Annotated in this window: 24 protein-coding genes and 1 tRNA gene; 11 read left to right on the top strand and 14 right to left on the bottom strand. The window is 67.0% G+C overall.

The window, feature by feature from the left end; genetic code table 11:
* The first annotated feature begins 22 nt into the window (after nt 1-22).
* The 3 genes from IPG50_29925 to IPG50_29935 are packed head-to-tail and all read left to right on the top strand — an operon-like array spanning nt 23 to nt 2,798.
* A complete protein-coding gene (locus tag IPG50_29925) occupies nt 23-934 on the top strand; it encodes a discoidin domain-containing protein (protein ID MBK6696375.1) in 912 nt (303 codons plus the stop codon).
* Nucleotides 935-994: 60 nt separating this feature from the next.
* Nucleotides 995-2,437 carry a hypothetical protein gene (locus IPG50_29930; GenBank protein ID MBK6696376.1) on the top strand — a complete coding sequence of 481 codons (1,443 nt, stop codon included), beginning with the start codon at nt 995-997 and terminating at the stop codon, nt 2,435-2,437.
* The gene (locus tag IPG50_29935) at nt 2,418-2,798 is read left to right on the top strand and encodes a hypothetical protein (GenBank protein ID MBK6696377.1); all 381 of its coding nucleotides are present in this window, start codon (nt 2,418-2,420) and stop codon (nt 2,796-2,798) included. The genes IPG50_29930 and IPG50_29935 overlap by 20 nt, the downstream gene beginning before the upstream one ends.
* A gap of 234 nt (nt 2,799-3,032) precedes the next feature.
* On the opposite strand, the gene IPG50_29940 is transcribed toward IPG50_29935, so the two are convergent.
* From IPG50_29940 to IPG50_30000, 13 genes are all read right to left on the bottom strand, one after another.
* Entirely contained in the window at nt 3,033-3,482 is a 450-nt protein-coding gene (locus tag IPG50_29940) for a hypothetical protein (protein MBK6696378.1), read from the bottom strand.
* A gap of 161 nt (nt 3,483-3,643) precedes the next feature.
* A complete protein-coding gene (locus IPG50_29945) occupies nt 3,644-4,078 on the bottom strand; it encodes a hypothetical protein (GenBank protein ID MBK6696379.1) in 435 nt (144 codons plus the stop codon).
* 91 nt (nt 4,079-4,169) lie between these two features.
* Complete coding sequence (locus tag IPG50_29950; protein MBK6696380.1) at nt 4,170-4,385, bottom strand: hypothetical protein; 216 nt, start codon at nt 4,383-4,385, stop codon at nt 4,170-4,172.
* Nucleotides 4,382-5,023, bottom strand: a complete 642-nt coding sequence (locus IPG50_29955) for a hypothetical protein (GenBank protein MBK6696381.1) — start codon at nt 5,021-5,023, stop codon at nt 4,382-4,384. Before IPG50_29955 ends, IPG50_29950 begins: the two co-directional genes overlap by 4 nt.
* A 639-nt stretch (nt 5,024-5,662) precedes the next feature.
* Complete coding sequence (locus IPG50_29960) at nt 5,663-6,268, bottom strand: methyltransferase domain-containing protein (GenBank protein ID MBK6696382.1); 606 nt, start codon at nt 6,266-6,268, stop codon at nt 5,663-5,665.
* 6 nt (nt 6,269-6,274) lie between these two features.
* Nucleotides 6,275-7,510 (bottom strand): glycosyltransferase family 2 protein, encoded by a 1,236-nt coding sequence (locus IPG50_29965; protein ID MBK6696383.1) that lies wholly within the window; start codon nt 7,508-7,510, stop codon nt 6,275-6,277.
* A gap of 38 nt (nt 7,511-7,548) precedes the next feature.
* The gene (locus tag IPG50_29970; GenBank protein MBK6696384.1) at nt 7,549-8,547 is read right to left on the bottom strand and encodes an NAD-dependent epimerase/dehydratase family protein; all 999 of its coding nucleotides are present in this window, start codon (nt 8,545-8,547) and stop codon (nt 7,549-7,551) included.
* The gene (locus IPG50_29975; protein ID MBK6696385.1) at nt 8,544-9,143 is read right to left on the bottom strand and encodes an SIS domain-containing protein; all 600 of its coding nucleotides are present in this window, start codon (nt 9,141-9,143) and stop codon (nt 8,544-8,546) included. Before IPG50_29975 ends, IPG50_29970 begins: the two co-directional genes overlap by 4 nt.
* Nucleotides 9,140-9,841, bottom strand: a complete 702-nt coding sequence (locus IPG50_29980) for a transaldolase (protein ID MBK6696386.1) — start codon at nt 9,839-9,841, stop codon at nt 9,140-9,142. The genes IPG50_29975 and IPG50_29980 overlap by 4 nt, the downstream gene beginning before the upstream one ends.
* A gap of 54 nt (nt 9,842-9,895) precedes the next feature.
* Entirely contained in the window at nt 9,896-10,465 is a 570-nt protein-coding gene (locus tag IPG50_29985; protein MBK6696387.1) for an HAD-IIIA family hydrolase, read from the bottom strand.
* The gene (locus IPG50_29990; protein MBK6696388.1) at nt 10,444-11,202 is read right to left on the bottom strand and encodes an NTP transferase domain-containing protein; all 759 of its coding nucleotides are present in this window, start codon (nt 11,200-11,202) and stop codon (nt 10,444-10,446) included. Before IPG50_29990 ends, IPG50_29985 begins: the two co-directional genes overlap by 22 nt.
* On the bottom strand, nt 11,199-13,127 hold the full coding sequence (locus IPG50_29995) for a hypothetical protein (GenBank protein ID MBK6696389.1): 1,929 nt from the start codon (nt 13,125-13,127) through the stop codon (nt 11,199-11,201). Before IPG50_29995 ends, IPG50_29990 begins: the two co-directional genes overlap by 4 nt.
* Nucleotides 13,128-13,148: 21 nt before the next feature.
* The gene (locus tag IPG50_30000; GenBank protein MBK6696390.1) at nt 13,149-13,940 is read right to left on the bottom strand and encodes a class I SAM-dependent methyltransferase; all 792 of its coding nucleotides are present in this window, start codon (nt 13,938-13,940) and stop codon (nt 13,149-13,151) included.
* A 159-nt stretch (nt 13,941-14,099) separates the two neighbouring features.
* Here IPG50_30000 and IPG50_30005 point away from each other — a divergent pair.
* The 8 genes from IPG50_30005 (at nt 14,100) to IPG50_30040 (ending at nt 19,871) form a co-directional block, all read left to right on the top strand.
* Nucleotides 14,100-14,172, top strand: a tRNA-Lys gene (locus IPG50_30005).
* Nucleotides 14,173-14,254: 82 nt separating this feature from the next.
* Nucleotides 14,255-14,449 (top strand): hypothetical protein, encoded by a 195-nt coding sequence (locus IPG50_30010; protein MBK6696391.1) that lies wholly within the window; start codon nt 14,255-14,257, stop codon nt 14,447-14,449.
* Nucleotides 14,446-15,339, top strand: coding sequence for a hypothetical protein (locus tag IPG50_30015; GenBank protein MBK6696392.1), 894 nt, complete (start codon nt 14,446-14,448; stop codon nt 15,337-15,339). The genes IPG50_30010 and IPG50_30015 overlap by 4 nt, the downstream gene beginning before the upstream one ends.
* A 190-nt stretch (nt 15,340-15,529) precedes the next feature.
* Entirely contained in the window at nt 15,530-16,255 is a 726-nt protein-coding gene (locus IPG50_30020; protein MBK6696393.1) for a hypothetical protein, read from the top strand.
* Nucleotides 16,256-16,315: 60 nt separating this feature from the next.
* Nucleotides 16,316-16,975, top strand: a complete 660-nt coding sequence (locus tag IPG50_30025; GenBank protein ID MBK6696394.1) for a hypothetical protein — start codon at nt 16,316-16,318, stop codon at nt 16,973-16,975.
* Nucleotides 16,976-17,080: 105 nt separating this feature from the next.
* Complete coding sequence (locus tag IPG50_30030; GenBank protein ID MBK6696395.1) at nt 17,081-18,487, top strand: PQQ-binding-like beta-propeller repeat protein; 1,407 nt, start codon at nt 17,081-17,083, stop codon at nt 18,485-18,487.
* A 595-nt stretch (nt 18,488-19,082) separates the two neighbouring features.
* Nucleotides 19,083-19,691 (top strand): hypothetical protein, encoded by a 609-nt coding sequence (locus IPG50_30035; GenBank protein MBK6696396.1) that lies wholly within the window; start codon nt 19,083-19,085, stop codon nt 19,689-19,691.
* Nucleotides 19,692-19,700: 9 nt separating this feature from the next.
* On the top strand, nt 19,701-19,871 hold the full coding sequence (locus IPG50_30040; protein ID MBK6696397.1) for a hypothetical protein: 171 nt from the start codon (nt 19,701-19,703) through the stop codon (nt 19,869-19,871).
* 39 nt (nt 19,872-19,910) lie between these two features.
* Here IPG50_30040 and IPG50_30045 read toward each other — a convergent pair whose 3' ends face one another.
* Nucleotides 19,911-20,819: a Dyp-type peroxidase gene (locus IPG50_30045; GenBank protein ID MBK6696398.1), complete on the bottom strand. Its 909-nt coding sequence runs from the start codon at nt 20,817-20,819 to the stop codon at nt 19,911-19,913.
* Nucleotides 20,820-20,838 lie beyond the last annotated feature (19 nt).

Genomic DNA, 20,838 nt, shown 5'->3' on the forward strand with positions numbered 1-20,838 from the left:
CTTGGAGTCGAGGGCGAAGCTCGTGGCCACGAGGTCCCCAACGCAGCGCGAGACCATCGCCGCGCTCCACCGCGCCGCGCGCAAGCGGGTTCGCTCGGCGCGCGAGCTCATGGGTGCTTCTAGCGACGCCGCCGCCTTCGGGCTCTACCGCGACGCGGCCACGATGTTCATCGGAGCCATGTTGCTCTCGAAGGATGCGACCTTCGACGTGAGCGCCCTGACGGGGACGCGCGCCTGGTACGAGCTCGAGAGCCGTGCCGACGACTTGCCGCTCGCGCCGCCTCCACCAGAGCTCGACGCCGTGCGCGACGCCATGAGGAGTGCAAACCTCCTCGTCGTCGATGATCTGGAGCCGGCCCAGCTCGCGGCCCTGCGCGTCGGCGCCGAGCGCGTCATCTTCTGGCTCGACCGCCAAGTGGAGCCCCGCTCGGTGCGGCAGCTCAAGTGGGCGCGCGCGCTTCGCGTCGCCATGTTGTTCGGCACCCTCGTGGGCGTCATCGTGGCGAGCGTCCTTCTAGTACGGCGGCCGCGGAACATCGCTCTCCGTAAGCCCGTCATCGTCAGCAGTCGCTTCCCCGACACAACGGCCCCCTCGGCGCTCGTCGACGGCGAACGCAACGGCCGCTACGGCGTGCACACGAAGAGCGAAGACGCGCCGAGCGTCACCATCGATCTTCTAGGCACCTATGACATCGAGGAGATTCGCGTCTTCAACCGCACCGACGGTTGGTACGACGAGAGCCTTCCGCTCGTGCTCGAGCTCGGCGACGAACAGGGCGTCTACACGCGGCTGGCGCGCAAGGCCGACCACTTCGACGTCAGCACCCCGTGGAAGGTGACATCCAAGGGCAAGAAGGCCCGCACGGTGCGCATTCGCAGCGATCGCCGCACTCACCTTTGCCTCGGCGAAGTCGAAGTTTACGGGCGCAAGTGAACGACACACCCAAGAAGAGCCGGCTCAGGGCCTTTGGTGCGCGCGTCGTCGCGTTTTTGCGTGACGCGCAGCGGCGCGCGGTTCGTGGGCATCGTCGGCGCCATCTTCGTGTGCCTCGCGATGACGCTCGAGGTCCTCGGGCCGATGTTCGAGAACTGGCACACCTACGGCTTCCACGATTGGGACACGCACACGGCCTACCGCTACGGCACGATCCTAAGCCTGACGCGCTACCACGAAGGCCCCTGGTGGGCGCCGTGGCTCTGCGGCGGCTACGCGTCGTGGGGTTACGTCGAAGGCGCGACGAACCTCGTCTCCCCGTACCTCCCCTTCTATCTGCTCTTCAAGATGCCCGTCGCCCTCCGCATCGAGGTCGTGGGCAGCGCCATCTTCGGCTTCGTGGGGACCTACGTGGTCGCGGGCCGCTTCACGCGGAGCGCCGCCGTTCGCGCGCTTGTCGCGGTGCTCTTCGCCATGAACGGCCGCTGGTCTTTGCAGATCGCCTCAGGCCACACGTGGCACCTGCAATACGCGTGGCTTCCGTGGCTCCTCTACTTCTACGACGTCTCGCTCGAAGACAAGCGCTTCCGTCAGGTGGTCTACGGCGGCATCTGCCTCGCCATGATGGTCTACATGGGCGGCATCTATCCGCTTCCGCAGAGCGCGCTGCTCTTGGTCGTCTTCGGTGCGCTCTCGGCGATCTTCCGTCGCAGCCTCCGTCCCATTCTCACGGCGGCGCTCATCTCCGTCATCGGCGTCGGTCTCTCGGCGCCCAAGCTCTTGCCGATGCTCGACGGCATGTCGCGCGCGCCCCGCATCATCGAGTCGCCAGAAGCCATCGACCTTCGGCAGGTCATCCTCATGATGGCGAGCCCGAGCCAGTCGTTCCACGCGGGGCCCGTGATGGTGCCGTCGTACGGCTGGCACGAGTGGGGCATCTACATCGGGTGGTTCGGCGTGACGGTGCTCGTGCTGGGGCTCCTCTTTGCGCGCGGCAAGACAGGCCACCCGTTGAAGCTCACGGGTGCGTTGTTCTTCGTCCTTGGCCTCGGCGCGTTTTTTGCCCGAATCGCCTTGGACGCTCCTCCACAAGCTCCCGGTGTTAGCGTCGCAGCACGTGCCGTCGCGGTTTTTGCATCCGGCGATCCTGCTGCTCGGCTTGTCCTTCGCGGTTGCCGTGCGGAGCTGGCTCGATCCGTTCCTCTTGCGGAGGCCGCTCGTCGACGCGCTCTTGCTCGTGCCGGTCGCGTTCGCGGCGCTCGACATCGCCGCCGTGGGTCGCGTGGCGCTCGACGTCGCCTTTCCCCACGAGGCGCCGCCCATCGTGCGGAGCGACGCGTTCAAGCAGCAGCACCGGGCGCCAGCCAGCTACCCGGCGCCCGACTGGGCGCAGCCCGTGTACCTCGCCATGCTCGCGAACCAAGGGGTCATCGATTGTTGGGCCGTTCCGCGGCCCACCGAGTGGGGCGCCATCGGCGAAGGCATGCCGGGCTATCGCGGTGAGGCGTACGTCGAAGCGGGCACCGGCGAGGCGCGCGTCGTCTCGTCCACGCCGAACACCGCCGAGATCCAAGTCGACGGCGCGACGGAAGGCGCCGTCGTGGTCTACAACATGAACTACGACCCGAGCTGGCGCGCCAACGGCAAGCCGGCGATGGTCTGGAAGAACGCGGTCGCCGCGCGCGTGCCGGCGGGCTCATCGCGCGTGCGGTTCACGTATTACCCACGCACCATGAACGCGGGCCTCGCGGTCTTTGCGGTGTCAGCGGCGCTGTGTGGCGTGTTTCCGTGGTGGCGCAAGCGAAGGGCGAAGCGGAAGGCTGCCGCGGCGAAGGCGGAGCGAGCCGACGGCGAAGCGACGTAGGCGACGCGATTCGACGTTCGGGCCGTGGCCGTCGCGAGTCGCGAGTCGCGAAGGTCGGTGTGTGCGAATGTTCACGCCCAGCGCGTCACGGCGTCGCCTCGTTGTGCCAGAGCCACGCGTCTTAGACGGTTCGCGTTTCGCCCTCCGTGACGGTGTCGCGAATGGCCACGGCGGAGACCTTGGTGCGAAACGAGCATCCGCCGGGGATGTCGACGGTGCGCGTGGCGTCTCTCCTCACGGCGGGCACGGTTCAACGCCCTCGGTCGCAAGAAGCTCGTCGCCGGTGCATCCACGAAACACGCCGTCCGGTCGCTCCGTGATGAACTCGAGAAGGAACGCGGCGCCATCCGACTTGCGAGCCCAACACTCCACAAAGGATCCCCAGAAGCGCAGCGGCTTGCCGCAGAAAATATTCTCAGGCCGTCGGCACAACCCGCCATCGACCGGAGCAAACCCGTATCCCCCCTGCACGCGGCAGCTCGGTGGACACTGGGCAACGGGTATGGCGAAACACTCCTCCGAGCTGACGTCGCGGAGAACATCGGAAGGGCCCGCGTCGATCAGCGGCTCGGTCGACCTTTCAGCGGTCGCGGACGCGTCGTCGGCGACGGGGAGGTCGCTCGTCGCACGACAACCGCCAGCAACGAGTGCCAGGCACAACACGGTAAGAACGCGCGCCCTCACGGCGTCACCTCGTTGTGCCAAAGCCACGCGTCGTAGACCGTTCGCGTCTCGCCCACGGGAATGGCCACGGCGGAGACCTTGATGCGCAGAGACGACCGCGAGCGTCGCCCATGCATCGTGTCGGTTCGCATTCATGGCATGGCCTCCGGCTAGTTCTGCGGCTAGTTCTGCGGCTGTTCGCAATAGCGCGTCACGCTCGTTCTCTGCGCGAGCTCGCCGGCGCCGCACTCGCGGTAGCCGTAGCCGAACTCCGTGACGACCGAAGGGACCGTTATTACGGCGCCGTCGCTGAGACGCACCCAGCAGGCCACTGCGGCGTTACCCCCGAAGAGTCGAACGCCGCAGTAGAGGCGAATGGGAGCGAGGCACAGGCCGCCATCTTGCTCGGCGCGCTGGACGTATCCCTCCTGCTCGCGGCATCCCTCGAGGCACGTTCCGGCGTCGGACGACGCGAAGCACTCCGCAACCGTGCGCGCCGCGTCGGCGGGGCCCACATCCGCGCTGCCTGCATCGGACACCGTGGAGGCGCTCTTCTCGGAGGAACAGCCCATCGTGCAAGTTGCAGCGAGCACCAGCATCGCGGACCATCGGTTCACGGATTCACCTCGTTGTGTCGGGGTTCCATACTCACGCGCTCGCCCGACGGCTCGCCTTCCGCCGCAGCTCGGACGCGCCTCGCCAAAAACCTCAACCGAGCATGACGCGCCACTCGTCACGCTCCGGATCGTAGTTGAAGTCGTGTCGCATGACCTCGACGAGGGTCGAGCCATCGGGCGTCGGCACGCGCTCGCAAATCACCGCGGGCAAGTTGCCGAGCGCGAAGCGCTTCGCCTCCTCGAGCGTGTCGAACCCCACGACGTGATCGGCGAGAACCACGTAGCGATGCAAGGTGAGCGTCGTCATGTTCCCTCCACCTGGAGCTGGGCGAGCAGGCGCGCTAGCGATTCACGTTCGTCCGCGCCGAAGGGTCGACCCAATAGCTCCGCGGCGACCGTCTCGATCGCTGCCCTCTGCACCAAGTTGCGAAACCTCTGGGCCCCCTCGGCCAATCGAATTTCGAGGTCATTCGCTTCGGCGATCGCAACGAGCGAGCTTGCAACGAGGGGCTCCGCCGCGGCGAGTATCGCGACGTCGATGGCATCTTGGTCGCGCCCCGCGCAGAGCTTGAGGAAGGCGATGTCGTGTGGCGCAGCGACCACATACCGGGCGCCATCGACGACCCGCTCGACGGGTGGCTGGCTCAGCCGGGTGGACTCGAACGTGCGCGGGTTCGTCACTGGATCGACGAAGACGTCGATGGCCGGCTCACCGGCCTTCCGGGCCCTGAAATAGGCGCCCGCGTCGCCCACCTTCCACCCGTCCGCCTCGAGGTGTGCGCGGAGGGAGCCAGCGGCAGCTGAAGTGCTCACCACGAGGTCCACATCGAGCGTGACTCTCGCCTTGTTGCCCGAGAGTACGCGGACGCCAAGGCCGCCGATGAGCCGCAGCTCTCTGGCCATCGGGAGCGCGAACAGCGTCGCGGCAAGGGCCAGAGGCGTCATCGCCGAAGTATAGGGTCGAGGCCGAACGAATGGGAAACGCGCCGTCGCTGGACGCGCCTATCGATCCAGCTCCGGTCAGTTCCCGCCGTCGCACTTCGTGTACGCGGGCGCCGTTCGAAAGCTCGACTCCTCCTCGTCGGTGCACGCTCGATACACACCGGGAGGTGGAGTCGTGTTCAGCGATGGCAGCCAGGCCATCAAGCCATCCGAGAGACGAACTCCACAGGCGACCCCGCTAGACCACGCTACCAACGGCGTCCCACAAAACATTCGCACCGGAGTCGAACACGTGCCTGCATCGTTCGGAACGTACCCGAGTTGTTCTTGGCAACCAGCAGGACACGGAGCCGGCGCGGTCGCAGCCGAGGCACACGGATCTCCTCCGGTCGCCGCATCCCCGCCCGCAGCGCCGCTCGTCGAGTTTGTGTCTGTTTTGATGGCGCCGTTGCAAGCGAGCGTTGCGAGCAGGAGCGGAGCCGCGTGGATCATGCTGGTTTTCACGGGTCCACCTCGTTGTGCCAAAGCCATGCGTCGTGAACGGTGACCGTCTGGCCGCCACCGATGGCCACGCCCGCCAACCCAGCCCGCAGAACGGTCGCACCTCGGCCCACCGGCCGAGGCCCGCGGAGCCGCGGCGCTCTACGCCTTCTTGCAGACCGCGAACGTGTTCAGGCCGAACTTGTGGCCGAAGCACTTGATGTGCTGCGGAAGAAACCCTGCCGTGACGAGCAGCGGCCAGAAGTCTTTCGGGTCGTAGTACATCTTGTGATCGTTCATCTCGTCGGCCGGCGAGAGGCGGAGGCGAAACGCCGACAGCTCGAGGAACGTCTTGCCGCGCCACGAGGGCACGTTGAAGAGCGCCGTGCCGCCGGGCGCAAGGATGCGGAACATCTCGCGGAGCGCCACCGTGGGCTCCCACAAGTGCTCGAGCACGGACACGCACATGACCACGTCGAGGCCGCCATCTTCGAGCGAGCGGAGCGAGCCGAGCAAATCACCCTCGAGGGCCTTCACCTTGGGGTTCGCTTTGAGATCGTCGGCGATGCTCACGTCGGCGAGGACCACCTTGGACGCGTCGTCCAAGATCGTGCGCACGAAGCTCGCGTGGTAGCCGCAACCAAAGTCGCCCACGCGCTTGTTGCGGAAGTCCGGCACGTAGCGCTTCAGTTGCCGCGCCGAGAGCCAGACGCCAAACCGGTCGACGGGCGTCGGTTCGTAGTTTTGCGCAAACGCCGTCGTTCGCATGGCCGCTTACTTTCGCCAGACGGCGACCGCCGTCGAGTGGAGGACGAGCGTGAAGGTGAACGTCAGGAACGACACGATCATGAGCAAGAGGCCCGTGACCGCGAGGTGACTGAGCCGCGAGATCTCCAAGAGCTCGAAGTGTTGGCTCACGTAGCGCGCCACGAGGAGCGCATCGAGGCCAAGGCCCACGAGGAACGTGAGGCCGCTGGCGATCATGGTGCGGTCGTAGGGGAAACGCTTGAACCACCGCTCGGTAAAGTCGCCCGAGTAGTCGTAGAAGACGCGCGAGAGGATGCCGAGGTAGACGGCCTGAAGGCCGAGCACCACGAGCGAGAGGCCCAAGAGCATCCAGTGGAGCGAGAACGTGATGGGCCCGACGGCCACGGGGCCGAGCGCGAGCGGCACCGTCAGGCCGAGGCCCAGAAAGAGCATCATCAAGCCCGGCCGGAACAGGAAGAAGTCGGCGCCGTAGACGGCCATGGCGCGGAGGTTGATCCACGCGGCGTGCCACGGGGAAAACCAGCCGGAGCGCTTGTGATGGCTCAGGCGGCCGTCGCGATCTTTCAGAAAGCGGATGGGCACCTCTTCGGTCTTGAGGCGCATGTGCACGCTCTTGAGCACCATCTCGGAGGCGTACTCCCAAGACTGGGAGCGCAGGCCCATGCGGATGAAGGCCTCTTTGGTGATGCCGCGCATGCCGCAGTGGATGTCCGAGAAGTGCGAGCCGTACATGACGTTGAGCATCCACGTCGTGACGGGCGTGCCGAGGTATTGATGCAGCGGCGGCATGGAGCCCGGCTCGATGTAGCCGCGGAAACGCGAGCCCATCACGTACTCCGCCCCGCCGTGGAACTTCTCGGCGAAGGGCACGAGCTCACGAAAGTCGTACGTGCAGTCGCAGTCGCCCATGACGATGTACTTGCCGCGAATGAACGGCACGGCGTCTTGGTAGGCGCGGCCGAGGCCGCGCTTGGGCGCCTTCAAGACGCGCGCGCCTTTGCCGTGCGCGATCTTCGCCGTGTCGTCCTTCGAGCTGTCGACGATGAGGATCTCGCCTTTGACCTTGGCCTTCGCGAGCCCTTCTTTGCACCAGTCGATGAAGTCCGCGATGGTGAGCGCCTCGTTGAGCGCCGGGATCACGATGGAGAACTCGGGCTCCGGCTCGTCGTCCTCGGGAATGAGGAGCGAGAGCTCCGGGTCGGCCGCGAGCGCGCGCTTCGCGAGCTCGTCAGCGGTGGCCACGGGCGGGACGCTCGCGACGGTCAATGACGTGGCGGCCGTCACATCCGACCCTGTTTCATGTCCGGGATCATCGCCAAGATGGCGTCCTTGAGGGCCTCGCGCGAGGTCTTCTCGCACTTCCACCCGACGCCCTGAATGCGGCTCGTGTCGAGGCGCACGATGGGCACGTCGCCCTTCCAGCCGCGATCGCCGCCGGCGTATTGGTATTGGACCTTCGACTTCTCGAGGCCGAGGCACTCGAGGGCGATGTCGGCGATCTCCGTCACGGTGATGTAGTCGCCGGTGGCGACGTTGTAGACCTGGAAGGGCTTCACGCCCTTCTCGGCCACGAGCATCACGGCGCGCACGACGTCGGTCGCGTGGATGTACGACTTCGACTGTTTGCCGTCGCCGAGGATCGCGAGGTGCGTCGGCTCTTTGAGCAAACGGCGCGCGAAGTCGAAGCCGACGCCGTGCGTCTGCCGCGGGCCGACGACGTTGCCAAAACGGAACGCAGCGCCGCGCATGCCGAACATGTGCGCATAGCTCGAGATGAGCGTCTCGCCGGCGAGCTTGCTGGCGCCGTACGTCGACACAGGCTCGAGCGGCGCGTGATCTTCCTTTGCCTCGACGGTGCCGAGGTCGCCGTAGACGCCGCTGCCCGATGCGTAGAGGATTTGCCCAACGCCGGCGCGGCGCATGCTCTCGACAACCGCGTTGGTGAGCGCCGTGCCTTGCCAGAAGTCGATGTCGGGCTCGGTGACGGCGCGCGCGATGTCGGGGTTCGACGCAAGGTGAATGACGAGGTCATGACCCTTGAGCGCCGCCGTCAGCGCGTCGATGTCTTCGACGTTCCCGCGGACGACGGCCAAGCGTGCGTCTTTCGCGTGGTGCGCGTAGTGCCACTCGCGGCCCGACGAGAAGTTGTCGTAGAGGGTGACCTTGGCGACGTCGCGCGCGAGCAGGTAGTCGAGGAAATGACTGCCGATGAAGCCAGCGCCGCCGACGATGGTGACCCTGCGGCCATTGAGCGCGGAAGCGCTGACCTCAAGCTTCATTTCACGGACTCCCACTTCGTGACGGACTTCTGAAGCACCGGGTGGCTGACGAGCAAGTGCCAAACGACGGCGCAGAGGCCCTCGGTGTGCGGCGTGATGCGATCCGCCGAGACGACGGGGATGAGCACGCACGCGTCGGCCATGGCCTTCGTGGTGCCGCCGTCGCGACCGACGATGCCAAAGACCTTCGCGCCGGCGCCCTTGGCGAGCTCGATGGCCTTCACGAGGTTCATGGAGACGTTCTTCTCGCGGTTGCCGCCGCCGACCGAGAAGATGAGGAGCGCGTCGTTCTTTTTGATCTGCGAGACCTTGAGCCACTCGGAGAAGGTCGTGTCCCAACCTTCGTCGTTGGTGCGGGCCGTCAGCTCCGAGACGTTGTCGGTCGGGGCGTAGGACTCGATGCCGCAGATCTTGCGGAAGTCGTTGACGGCGTGGCTCGCGTGGCCGGCGGACCCGCCGACGCCGAGGATGAAGAGGCGACCGCCGCCGGCGCGAACGCCGGCGAGGCCCTGCGCGACGGCTTCGACGACGGAGGCGTCGATGCCCTCGATGGCCTTGATGCTCTCCTTGAAGAACGTGGCAACGAAGTCGCTCATAGCTTGAACCCTGCCGCTTGCGCGTCGTTGTAGAACATCTGCACGGTCTCGAGGCTGAACTGCGCGAGGTCCTTGCCGATGAGGTCGAGCTTCTTCAAGAGGTCCGGGGTCACCGTGACGATGGCGGCGCCGACTTGCTCGGCCTGAACGATGTTGAGAAGCTCGCGGGGGCTGGCCCACAAGAGCTCGACGTCTTTGCCAGCGGCGGCGCAGAGCTCGCGCGCGGCGGCCATGAGCGGGATCGGATCGCGACCGGTGTCGGCGATGCGGCCCGCGAAGACCGAGACGACGGACGGCGCGCCGCCCTTGAGGGCCTCGGTGGTGCCGGCGACTTGCTCGAGCGTGCAGATGGCCGTCACGTTCAGCTTCACGCCGCTGTGGGCGAGCTCACGAACGAGCGGCAGCGCCGACTCGCGCTTCGTGTTCGTGATGGGGATCTTCACGTAGACGTTCTTGCCCCACTCCGTGATCTTCATGGCCTGACGCTTCATCTCGGCGAAGTCGTCGGCGAAGACCTCGAAGGAGATCGGGCGGTCGGGGATGTTCTTCAGAACTTCCTTCGCGAACTCTTCGTAGTTCGTGAGGCCCGCCTTGCGCATGAGCGTCGGGTTCGTGGTGAACCCGGAGATGCGCGGGTTCTTGTACATCGCGAGCAAGTCCGGGAGCGTCGCACCGTCGCAAAAGATCTTGATGGCCATGAAGCTTTCCTTGTCCCCGCGGACAAAAGCCGGAGAACGGGCGCATTCTGCTTCTTAAGTGCCCAATAGCCAACGCTGAAAATCGCGAAGATCGACGCCGTGGAAGGTGGGTCTGACAAACGCGTCAGGGAGCACCTTTTCGACCGCTTCGTCGGTCAAAAGCGCGGTCTTGAGGCCCGCCGCCGCGCCCGCCAGGATGTCGGTACCGCGGTCGCCAACCATGAAGGACTCGGCGCGGTCGAACTCCGTGTGCTCGGCAAGGGCATCCTCGAGGAGCTTCGTTTTGGGCTTGCGGCACGGGCAGCCGTCTTCGCTCCTGTGCCAGCAGATGTGCGAGCTCAAGATACGGCCGCCTTCTCGCTGCGATTCCGCGAGGATGAGGTCGTGCGCGCCCTGCAAGGCGTCGCGCGTGGTCTTGCCCTTGGCGGCCGCCGGTTGGTTGGTGGCGATGGCGAGCCCGTAGCCCGCGTCGGTGAGCGCCTTCAAGACCGAGGCGACCCACGGAAAGACCGTGACCTGCGCCGCGTTCATGGGGCTGTCGTGGCTCGGCGTGCCGCGGACGCCGAGCATGGCGTTCAGGACGCCGTCGCGATCGAGGATGATTAGCCCACGCCGCGTGCCCACGAGAGCTCTCCCTTCGCGCGCTTGTCCTTCACCCACGCGGTGAAATCCTCGAGGCCCGCGGGCGAGCCGATCTCGTAGAAGCGCGGCTCCACCTCGATGCCGAAGAGCTCGCCTTCGAGGCTCAGCTCGTGGAGCACGTCGGCCAGATCGTGCTTTTCGCCGGGCGCGTTCTTCGGAATGCGCTCCTCGACGACGCGCCGGGAGAGCCCCAAAAGGCCGTAGTCGATGAAGTGGAAGTCGGCGCTGGGCCGCGTCTTGTGGCGCTTGTCGTAGACGACGAGGCGACCGCCTTCGAAGACGACGTTGCTCGCGTCCCAGCGGCCGCCGTTTTGAAGCACGGTCATCGCGGCGGGCTTCTTCGACGCGAGGAACGCGGAGGCGACCTGGCCGAAATCGACCGGCAAGAACGAGTCGCCGTACGTGACGAGGAAGTGCTCCGTGAGCGCGCCTTGCTCGAGCGCGAAGCGTAGCGCGCCGCCGGTGCCGCGAAGCTCGGTGCCTTCGTCGACGTAGCGAATCGGCACGCCGAAGCGGGTCCCGTCGCCGAGGTGCTCGGCAAGCATCGCCGCGCGGTAGCCGACGCTCATGACGATCTCGGTGACGCCGTGCGAGGCGAGCCACGCGATCTGAAGGTCGATGAAGGGTACGCCGTCGACGGGAATGAGCGCCTTGGGCATCGATTGTGTGTACGAGGCCATGCGGGTGCCGAGGCCGCCGGCCAAGACGAGGCACATCATGGCGTCTTTATAACCTTGGAGAGCGCCAGCGCGATGCGCGCGCGACGTTGACGAAGGAGACCGTAGAGGAGAAAGCCGCTCAGCACGAAGGCGCTGACGGCGAGGCCCGCGTAAAGCCCCGGCGGTCGGTACTTGAGCCGGACCGTCCCGGCGCCGCCGTGCGGAAGGCGAACGCCCACGGCGCCTGCCGCGTCGAGCGCCGGCTGACCATCGACGGTCCAGCCTGGGTCGAAGTTCATGTTGTAGACGAGCAGCGCGCCAGGGCTCACGCTCGCGTAGGTGATCTCCGCCGAGCTGGGCGCGAACTTGGTGACCTCGGCCTTGCCGCCGCCCTCCTGGAAGTAGGCCTCGCCGCGGTAGTTGGCGTCCTCGCGCAGGCGCGCTCCGAGGGCCGGCAGCGTGACGCCGTAGGCGTGATAGACGCTCGTGTTGGCGAGCATCGACGGCACCAGCGCGCCGCCCCAGTGCGTCGGCACGTAGTCCTGGACGATGCGCCGCGCGTGCTGAAATTTCTCGGCCCGCGGCACCGGCGGCAAGAGCCGCGTGAAGGTCTTTCCGATGAGCGGCGCGCTCACGTCGAGCATCGGCTTGCAAAGACCAAACGCGACGACCACGAGCGCCGCGTCGAAGAGGCGATAACGCGCGTTGACGCGCGGGAACTTCGCGAGGACCCAGTCGAGGAGCGCCCCAAAGGCCGCTGCCGCTGAGAGACCGAGCAGGAGGAAGGCCACCTGGATGAACCGCGAGGGCACGTGCTGCGAGCTGAAGAGCGGCAGCTTGTGGAGGAGCGTCCACGGTGCGTAATGGTGGAACGTCCCGAGCGACAGGAGCACGAAGAGCACGCCCAGAATGCGGAACGTGCGCGTCCCTTTCGCGGAGGGCAGGAACGTTCCCAGGAGCAAGAACAGGAACGCGAAGCCGCCGATGTACGCGCCGTATTCGTGCCATCCCCAGATGGGCAAGGGCTGCACTTTGGGGCTGATCAACACGTCGAACATCTGCGGAACGGTCACCGTCTCGTCGGAGGCGATGGCGCGGGGAAAGCGCGAGAGGAGCTCGAGCATCGGGATGAGCTTCGGCGCCGCGAGGCCGATGGCGACGACGCCCACGAGCATCGCGCGGCCGACCGGCGCGAAGCTCCAGCGCGCGAAGGTGAGCACGACGCAGTAGATGCCGAGCACGAGGGCCGCGTGAGGCGCCGGGTAGATGCCGCCCATGGTGACGAGGAGGCCCGAGAGGAGTCCGGCGATGACGGCGTCGCGCTTCTTGCCGGCGCCCGTCGCGACGGGCACGGCGCCGCGGCAAGACCGGTCGTAGAAGAAGAGAATCCACGGCAACCACGCGTATTGGAAGTGCCACGTGTGACCGACGTTGAACTGGAACGACCAGCGACTGTTCATGACGAACAAGAGGCCCACGAAGGTCGCGAGGCCCACGCTCCGCGTGAAGCGACGCGTCAACGCGAGCGCGCCAAAGAGCGCCACGAGGGTGCTCGCCGCGGCCTCGAGCCTGAGCGCGACCTGCAGCGGGAAGAGCAGGTAGAGGAAGAAGTACGGAGAGACGACGTTGGTGGCGCCCTCCGAGTACGACCACGCGGGAAAGCCTCCCCCGAACCACGGACTGAACCAGGGGAACTCGCCGTGCTGAAGGGCGATGACGGTGATGTAGCGGTAGGCGCCGTGGGCGTCCCAATCTTCGCTCCCCCACTCTTGCCAGTTCTTGAAGGTCGGGCCGTAGACGAAGTGGAACGAGTAGCCGATGACGCCGAGCGCGAAGAGCCAGGGCAAGCGCGTCCAAAGCCAGACGAGGACGGCGCGCGCCACCGTCAAGGCGCGCAGCGGCGCGGGTTTGCCAGCTTTGCCAGCTTTGCCGGCGGCGCCGGGACGACCGCCAACGTCGTCGAGCTTAAGAGCCTTCGCGTTCACGAATCGCTGCGACGCGGGAGGCTAGGTGTTGCGAGGGCGCGCCACGGCGACGACCTGCCAGCCGAAACGCGAGTCGCGCGCGTTGTAAGGAAAGAGGCCGTCGAAGGCGCCCATCACGAGCTTGGCGAGGCCGCTGCCGCCCTTGCCCATTTCGCCCGACTCGACGTCTTTGACGAGCTTCTTGCCTCGCAAGATGACGAGGAGACGGTACGCGTTGAAGAACGGGAAGCCGGCCATGTTGACGCTCTCGACGTCGAAACCGGCGCTCTGCAACGTGTCGCGCGCAAGCTCGCGCGTGTAGTGGCGGCGGTGGCCGATGTGCACGTCGAAGGCCGAGCGCGGACCGCCGGGGACCGTGAGGACGAGGCGCGCGTCGGGTGCGAGGTAGCCTTTCAAAGCGCGAAGGAACGCGACCGGATCGTCGACGTGTTCGATGACATCGGAGCAAACGGCGGCCGTTGCCCAGCCCTTGAACGCCTCGGCTTCCGGCGGCGGGTTGTAGAGGTCGACGCGAACGAACTTCGCCCCGGGGACCTTGGCGCTCGCGATGCGAATGCCGCTCGCCGAGAGCTCGAAGCCGGCGTACTCGTTCGCGAGGCCGCTCTGGTTGGCGCGCACGAGGAAGTCGCCCTGGCCGCTGCCGACGTCGAGCAGCCGCGCCGTGGGAATCCGTGCGCCGCCTGAGCGAAGGGCGTCGAGGATCAGCTCGTGACGCATCGTTTGAGCAGGATTCAAGCTCGCCGACTCGGCGTAGCGGTCCCAATGGTCGTTCCAGTCGTCGCGCTGCTCGTCAGCGCCTGATGCTTCAGCCATGGCGAGGGGGGAAGTAGCACCGATGCTCGCGGCGGTCAGTGGCTTCCGTGAGGAATTGCCACCCGGATCACCGGGCAATCGTGACCTCGTTCGCTTCGACGTGCCTTCACCCTTGACTCGGATCGAGCAGAGGAATAGTTACGGCCCCCTCTTTCTTACGGGCCAATAGCTCAATTGGTAGAGCAGCGGACTCTTAATCCGTTGGCTGACAGTTCAAGTCTGTCTTGGCCCACTAACTAGTTCCAAAGGGGTTTGGCGAGAGGCCCCGATCGAAGCGCCCCGAGCGGTGGCGACTCGGTTACGACGAGTTGCCCATGCGACGAGCTGCCTTTCTCGCCTCGATGTCGCTCGCCGCGTGCGGCGCTCCGGCGAAGGACGCTGACATCGGCGACCGACGAGCAGCGCAAGAGCTGCCGCGCGATCGAGGCGCGCGTGAAGCGAACCTTTGGGGAGTGAAGGCGGACCTTGAATCGTCGGGCCGCCGCGACGTCTTACCGGCCGCCCGATGACGCCCGCAGACCACGTCTTCCCTCGAGTCGCGACCCTGCTCGCGACCCTCACGCTCGTAGCGGCCGCCCATTGCAGCGCCGCGACCGATGCGATCACGCCGGGTACGGCTTCGATCGACGACGCCGGCGACGAGGCCGCGGATGACGACGCGGGTGACGAAACCGCAGGTGACGCAGGCGCCGCGCGAGATGCCTCCACCAAGGACGGAGCCGCGAACAAGGACGGAGGCGCGAAAGACGCGAGCTCCATGGACGCAGCGAAGGTCGACGCCTCGCACGACGCCGCCAAAGACGCTCTGATCGATGCCCGCCCGCCCGACGCGGGGACCTACCCCACGGCCCACCTCGGCACGCGTCCCCGTGCGGGCACCGTCGCCGGTGACGTCATCAAGAACTACGGTTTCACCGGCTACCGCGCGGTAAACGGCACACTCGACACAAGCAAGCTCCAGACGATTCACCTCGCCGACTACTACGATCCGACGGGCAAAAAGGGCCTCAAGGTGCTCCACATCATCGCGGCTGCGCGCTGGTCGTCACCCGACGGCGCCGAGGTGCAGGCCGCAGTGACGGCGACGCCGGCGCTCGCCGCCCAGGGCGCCGTCTTCTTGGTCGCGATGGGGCAAGGCGCGAGCGTCGGCGCTTCAGCGACCAAAGCGGATCTCGACGCGTGGGTCACCAAGTACGGGCCGCACTTCTCGCTCGCTCTCGACCCCGCGTTCGCCGCGCTCTCGGACATGTGGGACGTGTCGGCCGTGCCGTTCAACGTCGACGTCGATCTCCGCTCGATGGAGATCCTCGCAGCGGACGTAGGCGCGCCGCCCGATCTCGCGGGCACTGTGCAGGGCTACGTCGATTGGGTGAAGACGCACCCCGCGTCCTGGCCCTGAGCCGGAACCGCTCTGGGTTGTTCCTTTGGACTTCTCGGCGGTCGGGCCGTCCCATGGGCCATGCAGGAGCGCACGTCCCACGGGAGCGTGGGTGCCATCCGAGCGCACCTGCAGCGTCGCGCGGGGCGGCGATGCTTGGAGTCCCGTGGACGTAGCGACGTTCACGCGGGACCCGAGTACCTTGTGGGGCGTGTTTCGCGTTGCTCTCGTTGCGATGCTCGTGTGCGTTGGTTGCTCCCGACCGAAGCCCAAGGTGATCACTGACAGCGCCGTGGCCATCGTGGGCAACGTGCTCATCGGCCTGGTCGGGGAGGAAGTCGACGACATCGCGCGCGACTGCCAGGCCGAGCTGCGCGACGAGATGTGGACGGGCCAACACTTCGACTTTGAGCTCCGCTTCGACAGCGAGGGGCGCCCTGCGACAATGCATGCCGGATCCGAGAAGGTCGCTCGGGAGCGAGGGGCCGCGCACCGCTACGCCCACCGCGAAGACACGGCGATGTTTCAATGTGTGCGTGCACGCGTCATGCGAACGCTCCGCCTGACCGCAGCAGTACCCGGTCGGGCTGCGCTGTCTCGATGGCCCTTCACGGGCCCGGTAGGGCCTCTCCCAGCGCCAGACACGGGCCGGCCAACTTTGACCTACCGGGCCGTGCGCGCGCTACTTGTAGCGGCATCGCGCCGGCACTGCGCGAGGTTCGATCCCGGCATGCCCTATCCGGTCCTTGTCACGTTCAAGGGCATGGAACAAAGCCTGGTGCGCCCCATGGGCCTCGTGCCGCTCTCTGACGAGAGCCGTGCTTGCCTCGCGGACGCCGTTCGAGCGGTCGACATCCGCGGCCTCTTGGTCGGTCGCGAGTACACGGTGCTCACGGTGCCGTTCTTCGCGCGGGACGAGTTCATCGTCGCGGAGTAGATGCGTTAGGCTGCTCGACCGAGAAGCCCGCAAGCTCAAGGGCGGAAGACCGGGACCCCGATGAACTGGAAACAACGGACGGCATGTGGCGCGCTTCTCACCTACCTGGCGGTCGCGGCGTGTGGCGGCGCCGTGACGAGCGCGGATACGGATGACGGCGGCTCGGCCGCTTCGCCGAAAGCTTCCGGCTCGGCCCCCTCGCCGAGTCCGTCGCCCCAGCCGCAGCCCGGTCAACCGCCAACAGGCAAGGCGCCGCTGTTTGTGCGCATGGGCGGCGAGCCGGGAATCATCAAATTGGTGGAGGCGGTTCTCGCTGCAGAACTGGCCGACGCCGAAATTGGCTCCTATTTCGCACTAAACACCAAGCCGACGCCGGGGCACCCGAGTTTGCCTCAGATACGGGAGTGCATGGTGCGCCAACTTGTTACCGCGCTGGCCGGACCGGGCTCGACGTACCCCGCGCTCGTGAGCGGAGGATTTTTCTGTCGCGACATGACGACGGCGCACGCAAACCTCCACATCGGTGGCGCGACCTTCGATCGTTACACCGCCATCGCGACCACGGCAGTGGTCGCAGCCGGCTTCACCGACCCCGACGTGCTCCCGGCCTTCGCGGGATTCCTGACGGCCAACAGGTCGCTGATCGCCGACCCGCTTCGGATCGACGCCGGTGGGTTCTTCGACGCCGGCCCCGCCGACGCGACGCCCGACGGGCCTTGACCCGCGCAGGCCTTGCGGGCGCGCGCAGAGTTGGCCACCGCAACGCAGAATATCGCGCAACTTCAGCCTGAACAGGTGGGGAACACATGTTGCTGGCGGCCGGGCATGCGTACGAAAACCCTGATGCTGTTCGCGCTCCTCTCCGCTTGTGTACCGAGCTCCGAAGGAACGCCTGAACCGGCCGCTCCGCAGCCCTCGGTGCGTTTCTTCGGGCGGCCGCCGGTCGTCGATCAGAGCACGCGCATCGGCACGGCCAACGCCGCGCAGTCGTTCACGCCAACGCCGACACCCAAAGCGCGCAAGGTCACCTTTCGGACCAAGTGGAAGGCGCAGATCGGCAAGACCCACGCCCGCAGCACCATGGTCTACGAGGGTGGCTTCGTCATGGCCACGTCGGAGCGCGGCGTGCACGTGCTCCGCGGCGTCTCGGGTGAGAGCCACGCGCTCATCGCCGCGCCGAATGGCGAGCCGGTGGCCGGCGCGGCGGCCGAGCGCGACGCGGTCTTCTTCACGACCGAGCGCGGTCATGTTCACCGAGCGACATCTTCCGGCGAGCTTCGCTGGTCTGTCGCTGCCGGTGGCAACGTGGCCTCGGCGCCGACGCTCGTTGATGTCGACGGCGATGGCGCGCTCGATGTGCTCGTCGGCACGAGCACCGGCCACGCGGTAGCCCTTGAAGGCCGGACCGGAAAGAAGCTGTGGCAAACGCTCGTGGGCACGAACGGTCGTCGCGGCCTCGAGGGCGGCATTGGCGTGGGTGACGTCGATGGGGACGGCAAGCTCGAGCTGGTGGCCGGCGGCGGTGACGGTTCGCTCGCCGTTCTTCGTCTCGACGGAGCCGTCGCGTGGAAGGTCAAGTACCCGTCGTCGATCGTCGCGCCGCCTTCGATTGTCGAGCTGGACGCGCACGGAGCTGCCGAGATCCTTGCGGCCTGGAGCGACGGGCGCGTGGCGGTCTTCGACGGCAAGAGCAGCGAGGTCCTCTGGAGCGCCCAGAGCGAGACCGATCGCGGCGATCTCGACGCCATCGTCGCCGCGCCGGTGGCGCTCCCGGGTCCGCGCGTCGGGTCCATCGTGGTGGCCACTTCGGGCAACACGAAGAGCGAAGGCCTCGTGCTCTTTGGAGAGCGCGAGCGACGCTTCCGCAGCATCGAAGGCCGCGTCACGGCGTCGCCGGTCGTCATGCGCCTCGATCCCGACAGCACGCCCGACGCCATCGTGGGCACCTTGGCCGGCGACCTCGTCGCCATCGACGCAACGGGCGGGCGCACCTTCCTCGCGGCCATTGGTGCGCCCATCGAAGCCTCACCGCTGCTCGCGGACGTCGACGCTGACGGTGTCCGCGACCTCATCGTGGTCACGCGTGACGGTCTCGTCACGTGCTTCTCAACAGGCGCCGCCGACAGGCCGCTGGTGGACCGGTATCGGGCGACCTTCCAACCGGTCAACCTCGGCTGGACGTTCGCCCGCGGCCGCGAACAACCGAAGCTCCTCGACGACCGCAAGCGCTGAGCGACGGCTACGGGCCGAGCGATCTGAGGGCGCTTATCTACGCCCCAGCGGCACCGTCGGATCCATCTTTATTGGCGCGTATTTTCGTGTGTAAACGCAGAGATCCATCTGCACTCCCTGTGCAAATGCATGAGGCGTAAACGCGCGAGACGTAGCGGGAGTCGCCGGGCACACCGCGTGCTCGCAGGGCTTCATGCTCAACCACTCCGCCGCTTCGACCGCCGTCCTGGCCCTGTGCCTCGCGCTCGCTTCCACGGGGTGCTCCGCGCCCGCCCCACTCGGCGAAGCGGCCTCGGAGCTAGGCGGCCCGCCGCCCGTCTCGTCCGCCGACGGTGGGGCCGGGGCTTCCGCGGACACGATCCCGACGACGAGCGTCCCGGCTCCGGGGACCGTTGCCAAACCTCGACTATCAGAACCCCACGATTCGGGCGATCCCGTCGCCCGAGAACGTCACCTCGCTGGCGACCCCCGGCTACTCGCAAGGTCGCATCCGCTCGACCCACGCGTTCTACTCGGCGCCCCTCTTCGACGCCGTCGGCATCTTCGTGAGCAACATGGGCGGTCCCTGCGCTGGCGGCGGCTTCTCCGTTACCGGGTGCTACCAGCTCACCTTCGCCACGGGCTTCAACTCCAACTGGGCCGCTGGAGCGTTCACTGGCTTCGTGCCGCCGAGCGCCCTCTTTCAGTTTGGCTACCGGATCTTTCCGAGCCGGCCACGCTCGAAACGGCGCCGAACGCCTACCAGCTCCACGGCGTCGACGCGGGCATTCTCCTCGCGAGCCGCAGCTTCGAACACGTCTACGACTTCGGCGCGAACCCGCACGCGGACTTTGCGATTCGTTACGGCGATCCGGTGACCCCGTTCCGTCACGACACGAGCGAGCTGACGATGCAAGCGCTCGTGCGCGTTCCTACGTCGGCGCCCAGCGGCGGCGGCGCCGGGCAGATCGCCTTTGTGGTTTCGCTGCGAGATACAACGACCGGTGAAGGTGTCACGTTCGTGGCCAAGATCTGGGACAGCCGTCCGGCCAGCGGAGGAGCGCTCGACGCCATGGGCGACCGCGCGAACAACGTGACTACGGTGCGCACGAGCCTGGCCGCCGGCGCGCGCTACGCGACGGTCTCCCCGTTCTCGAACGTCACGCGGCACGAGCAACCGTGGAGCTCGCTAGATTTCTTCCGGGTCCACTTCTCCGGTGCGTAGCTCGCCGACGTGGCAAGGACGATCCGTGTGGTTATGGGCCTAAACGTCTCCATGAAGGCCAGCGATTGGGTGCTCACGATCGCGGGCCTGCGGCAAGAGGTCATCGTGGGCACCAGCGGCGGTCGCGAGATGCTTCTCGGCGCCTCGTACCGCGAGCTCGCGGTGTATGAGTTCTACTGAGGAGCCCTGCTCGCAGGCGGCGGCCGGTTGGAGTGCGAGCTACAGGCCGAGGCCCCGGAGGTCGACGCCAACGCCCGCGCGAGGCGGGCACCAGAAGTAGTCGCCCGAGGTCGCTTTGGTGAAACCGAAGAGCGCGTCGACGACGCCGTCGTCGCGGCCGAGCATGCGGCCGAGCTGCGCCTCAAAGGCGTCGAACGAGCTGCCGAACGCGAGGAACGACAAGCCCGCGCGCTCGCCCTCGAGCCACGGCATCGAACGCCGAACCACGAACGCCTCCGGCTCGAAGCTCTCTTGCGCGGTTCGCTTCACGTGCGCCGATGGGGGCGCGTCGTCGATTTCTTCGTTGTCACTCACGCGCCGACCGATGGCGGCATCTTTCGCGGCGGGAGCCATCGCGTCGAAGCTCGTGAAGTTGTGCTCCCAGCGTTGAAGCGCCGCGTAGCTCGAGCCATCGAGCCCAGCGCCGCGTCCTTGAACGAGCGCGCTGGCTTCGGCCTTCTCGCCCTCGGGATTCTCGGTGCCGTCTTCGTAGCCGGAGAGATCGCGACCGATGCCGTGACGAAAGACGTCGAGCGACGCGTCGAGGCGGAAGCCGACGGAGAGCGCAGCGGTCAACTGCCGGCCGCGGTGGAAGAGCGCGCCCGGATCTTCGGCATCGTCGACGCTGCGAATCCAGAGCCAGAGCGCGTGCTGCGAGGCCGGAACGCGAACGCCCGTTGGCCCCGCGAGTTCGGGGAAGGGCCGCAGCCCTTCGAGGTTGATCCCGAGCGCCGCCGCCGTGGGCGCACCGACCCCGAGCACAACGGGCCCGTGCCCAGCGAGCGGCGCCACCGCGCGCAAGGCCGCTCCGACTTTGTCGGCGGAGGTGTCAGCGGCCGCGAGATGGAAGAGCAGATGCCGGCCGCGCGAAGGGACCGGCTCGAGGATTCCGACCTGGGGGCTCTGCATGGCCGTCGGATATCACGCG

Source organism: Myxococcales bacterium, assembly GCA_016703425.1.
Classification (GTDB): Bacteria; Myxococcota_A; Polyangia; order Polyangiales; family Polyangiaceae; genus JADJCA01.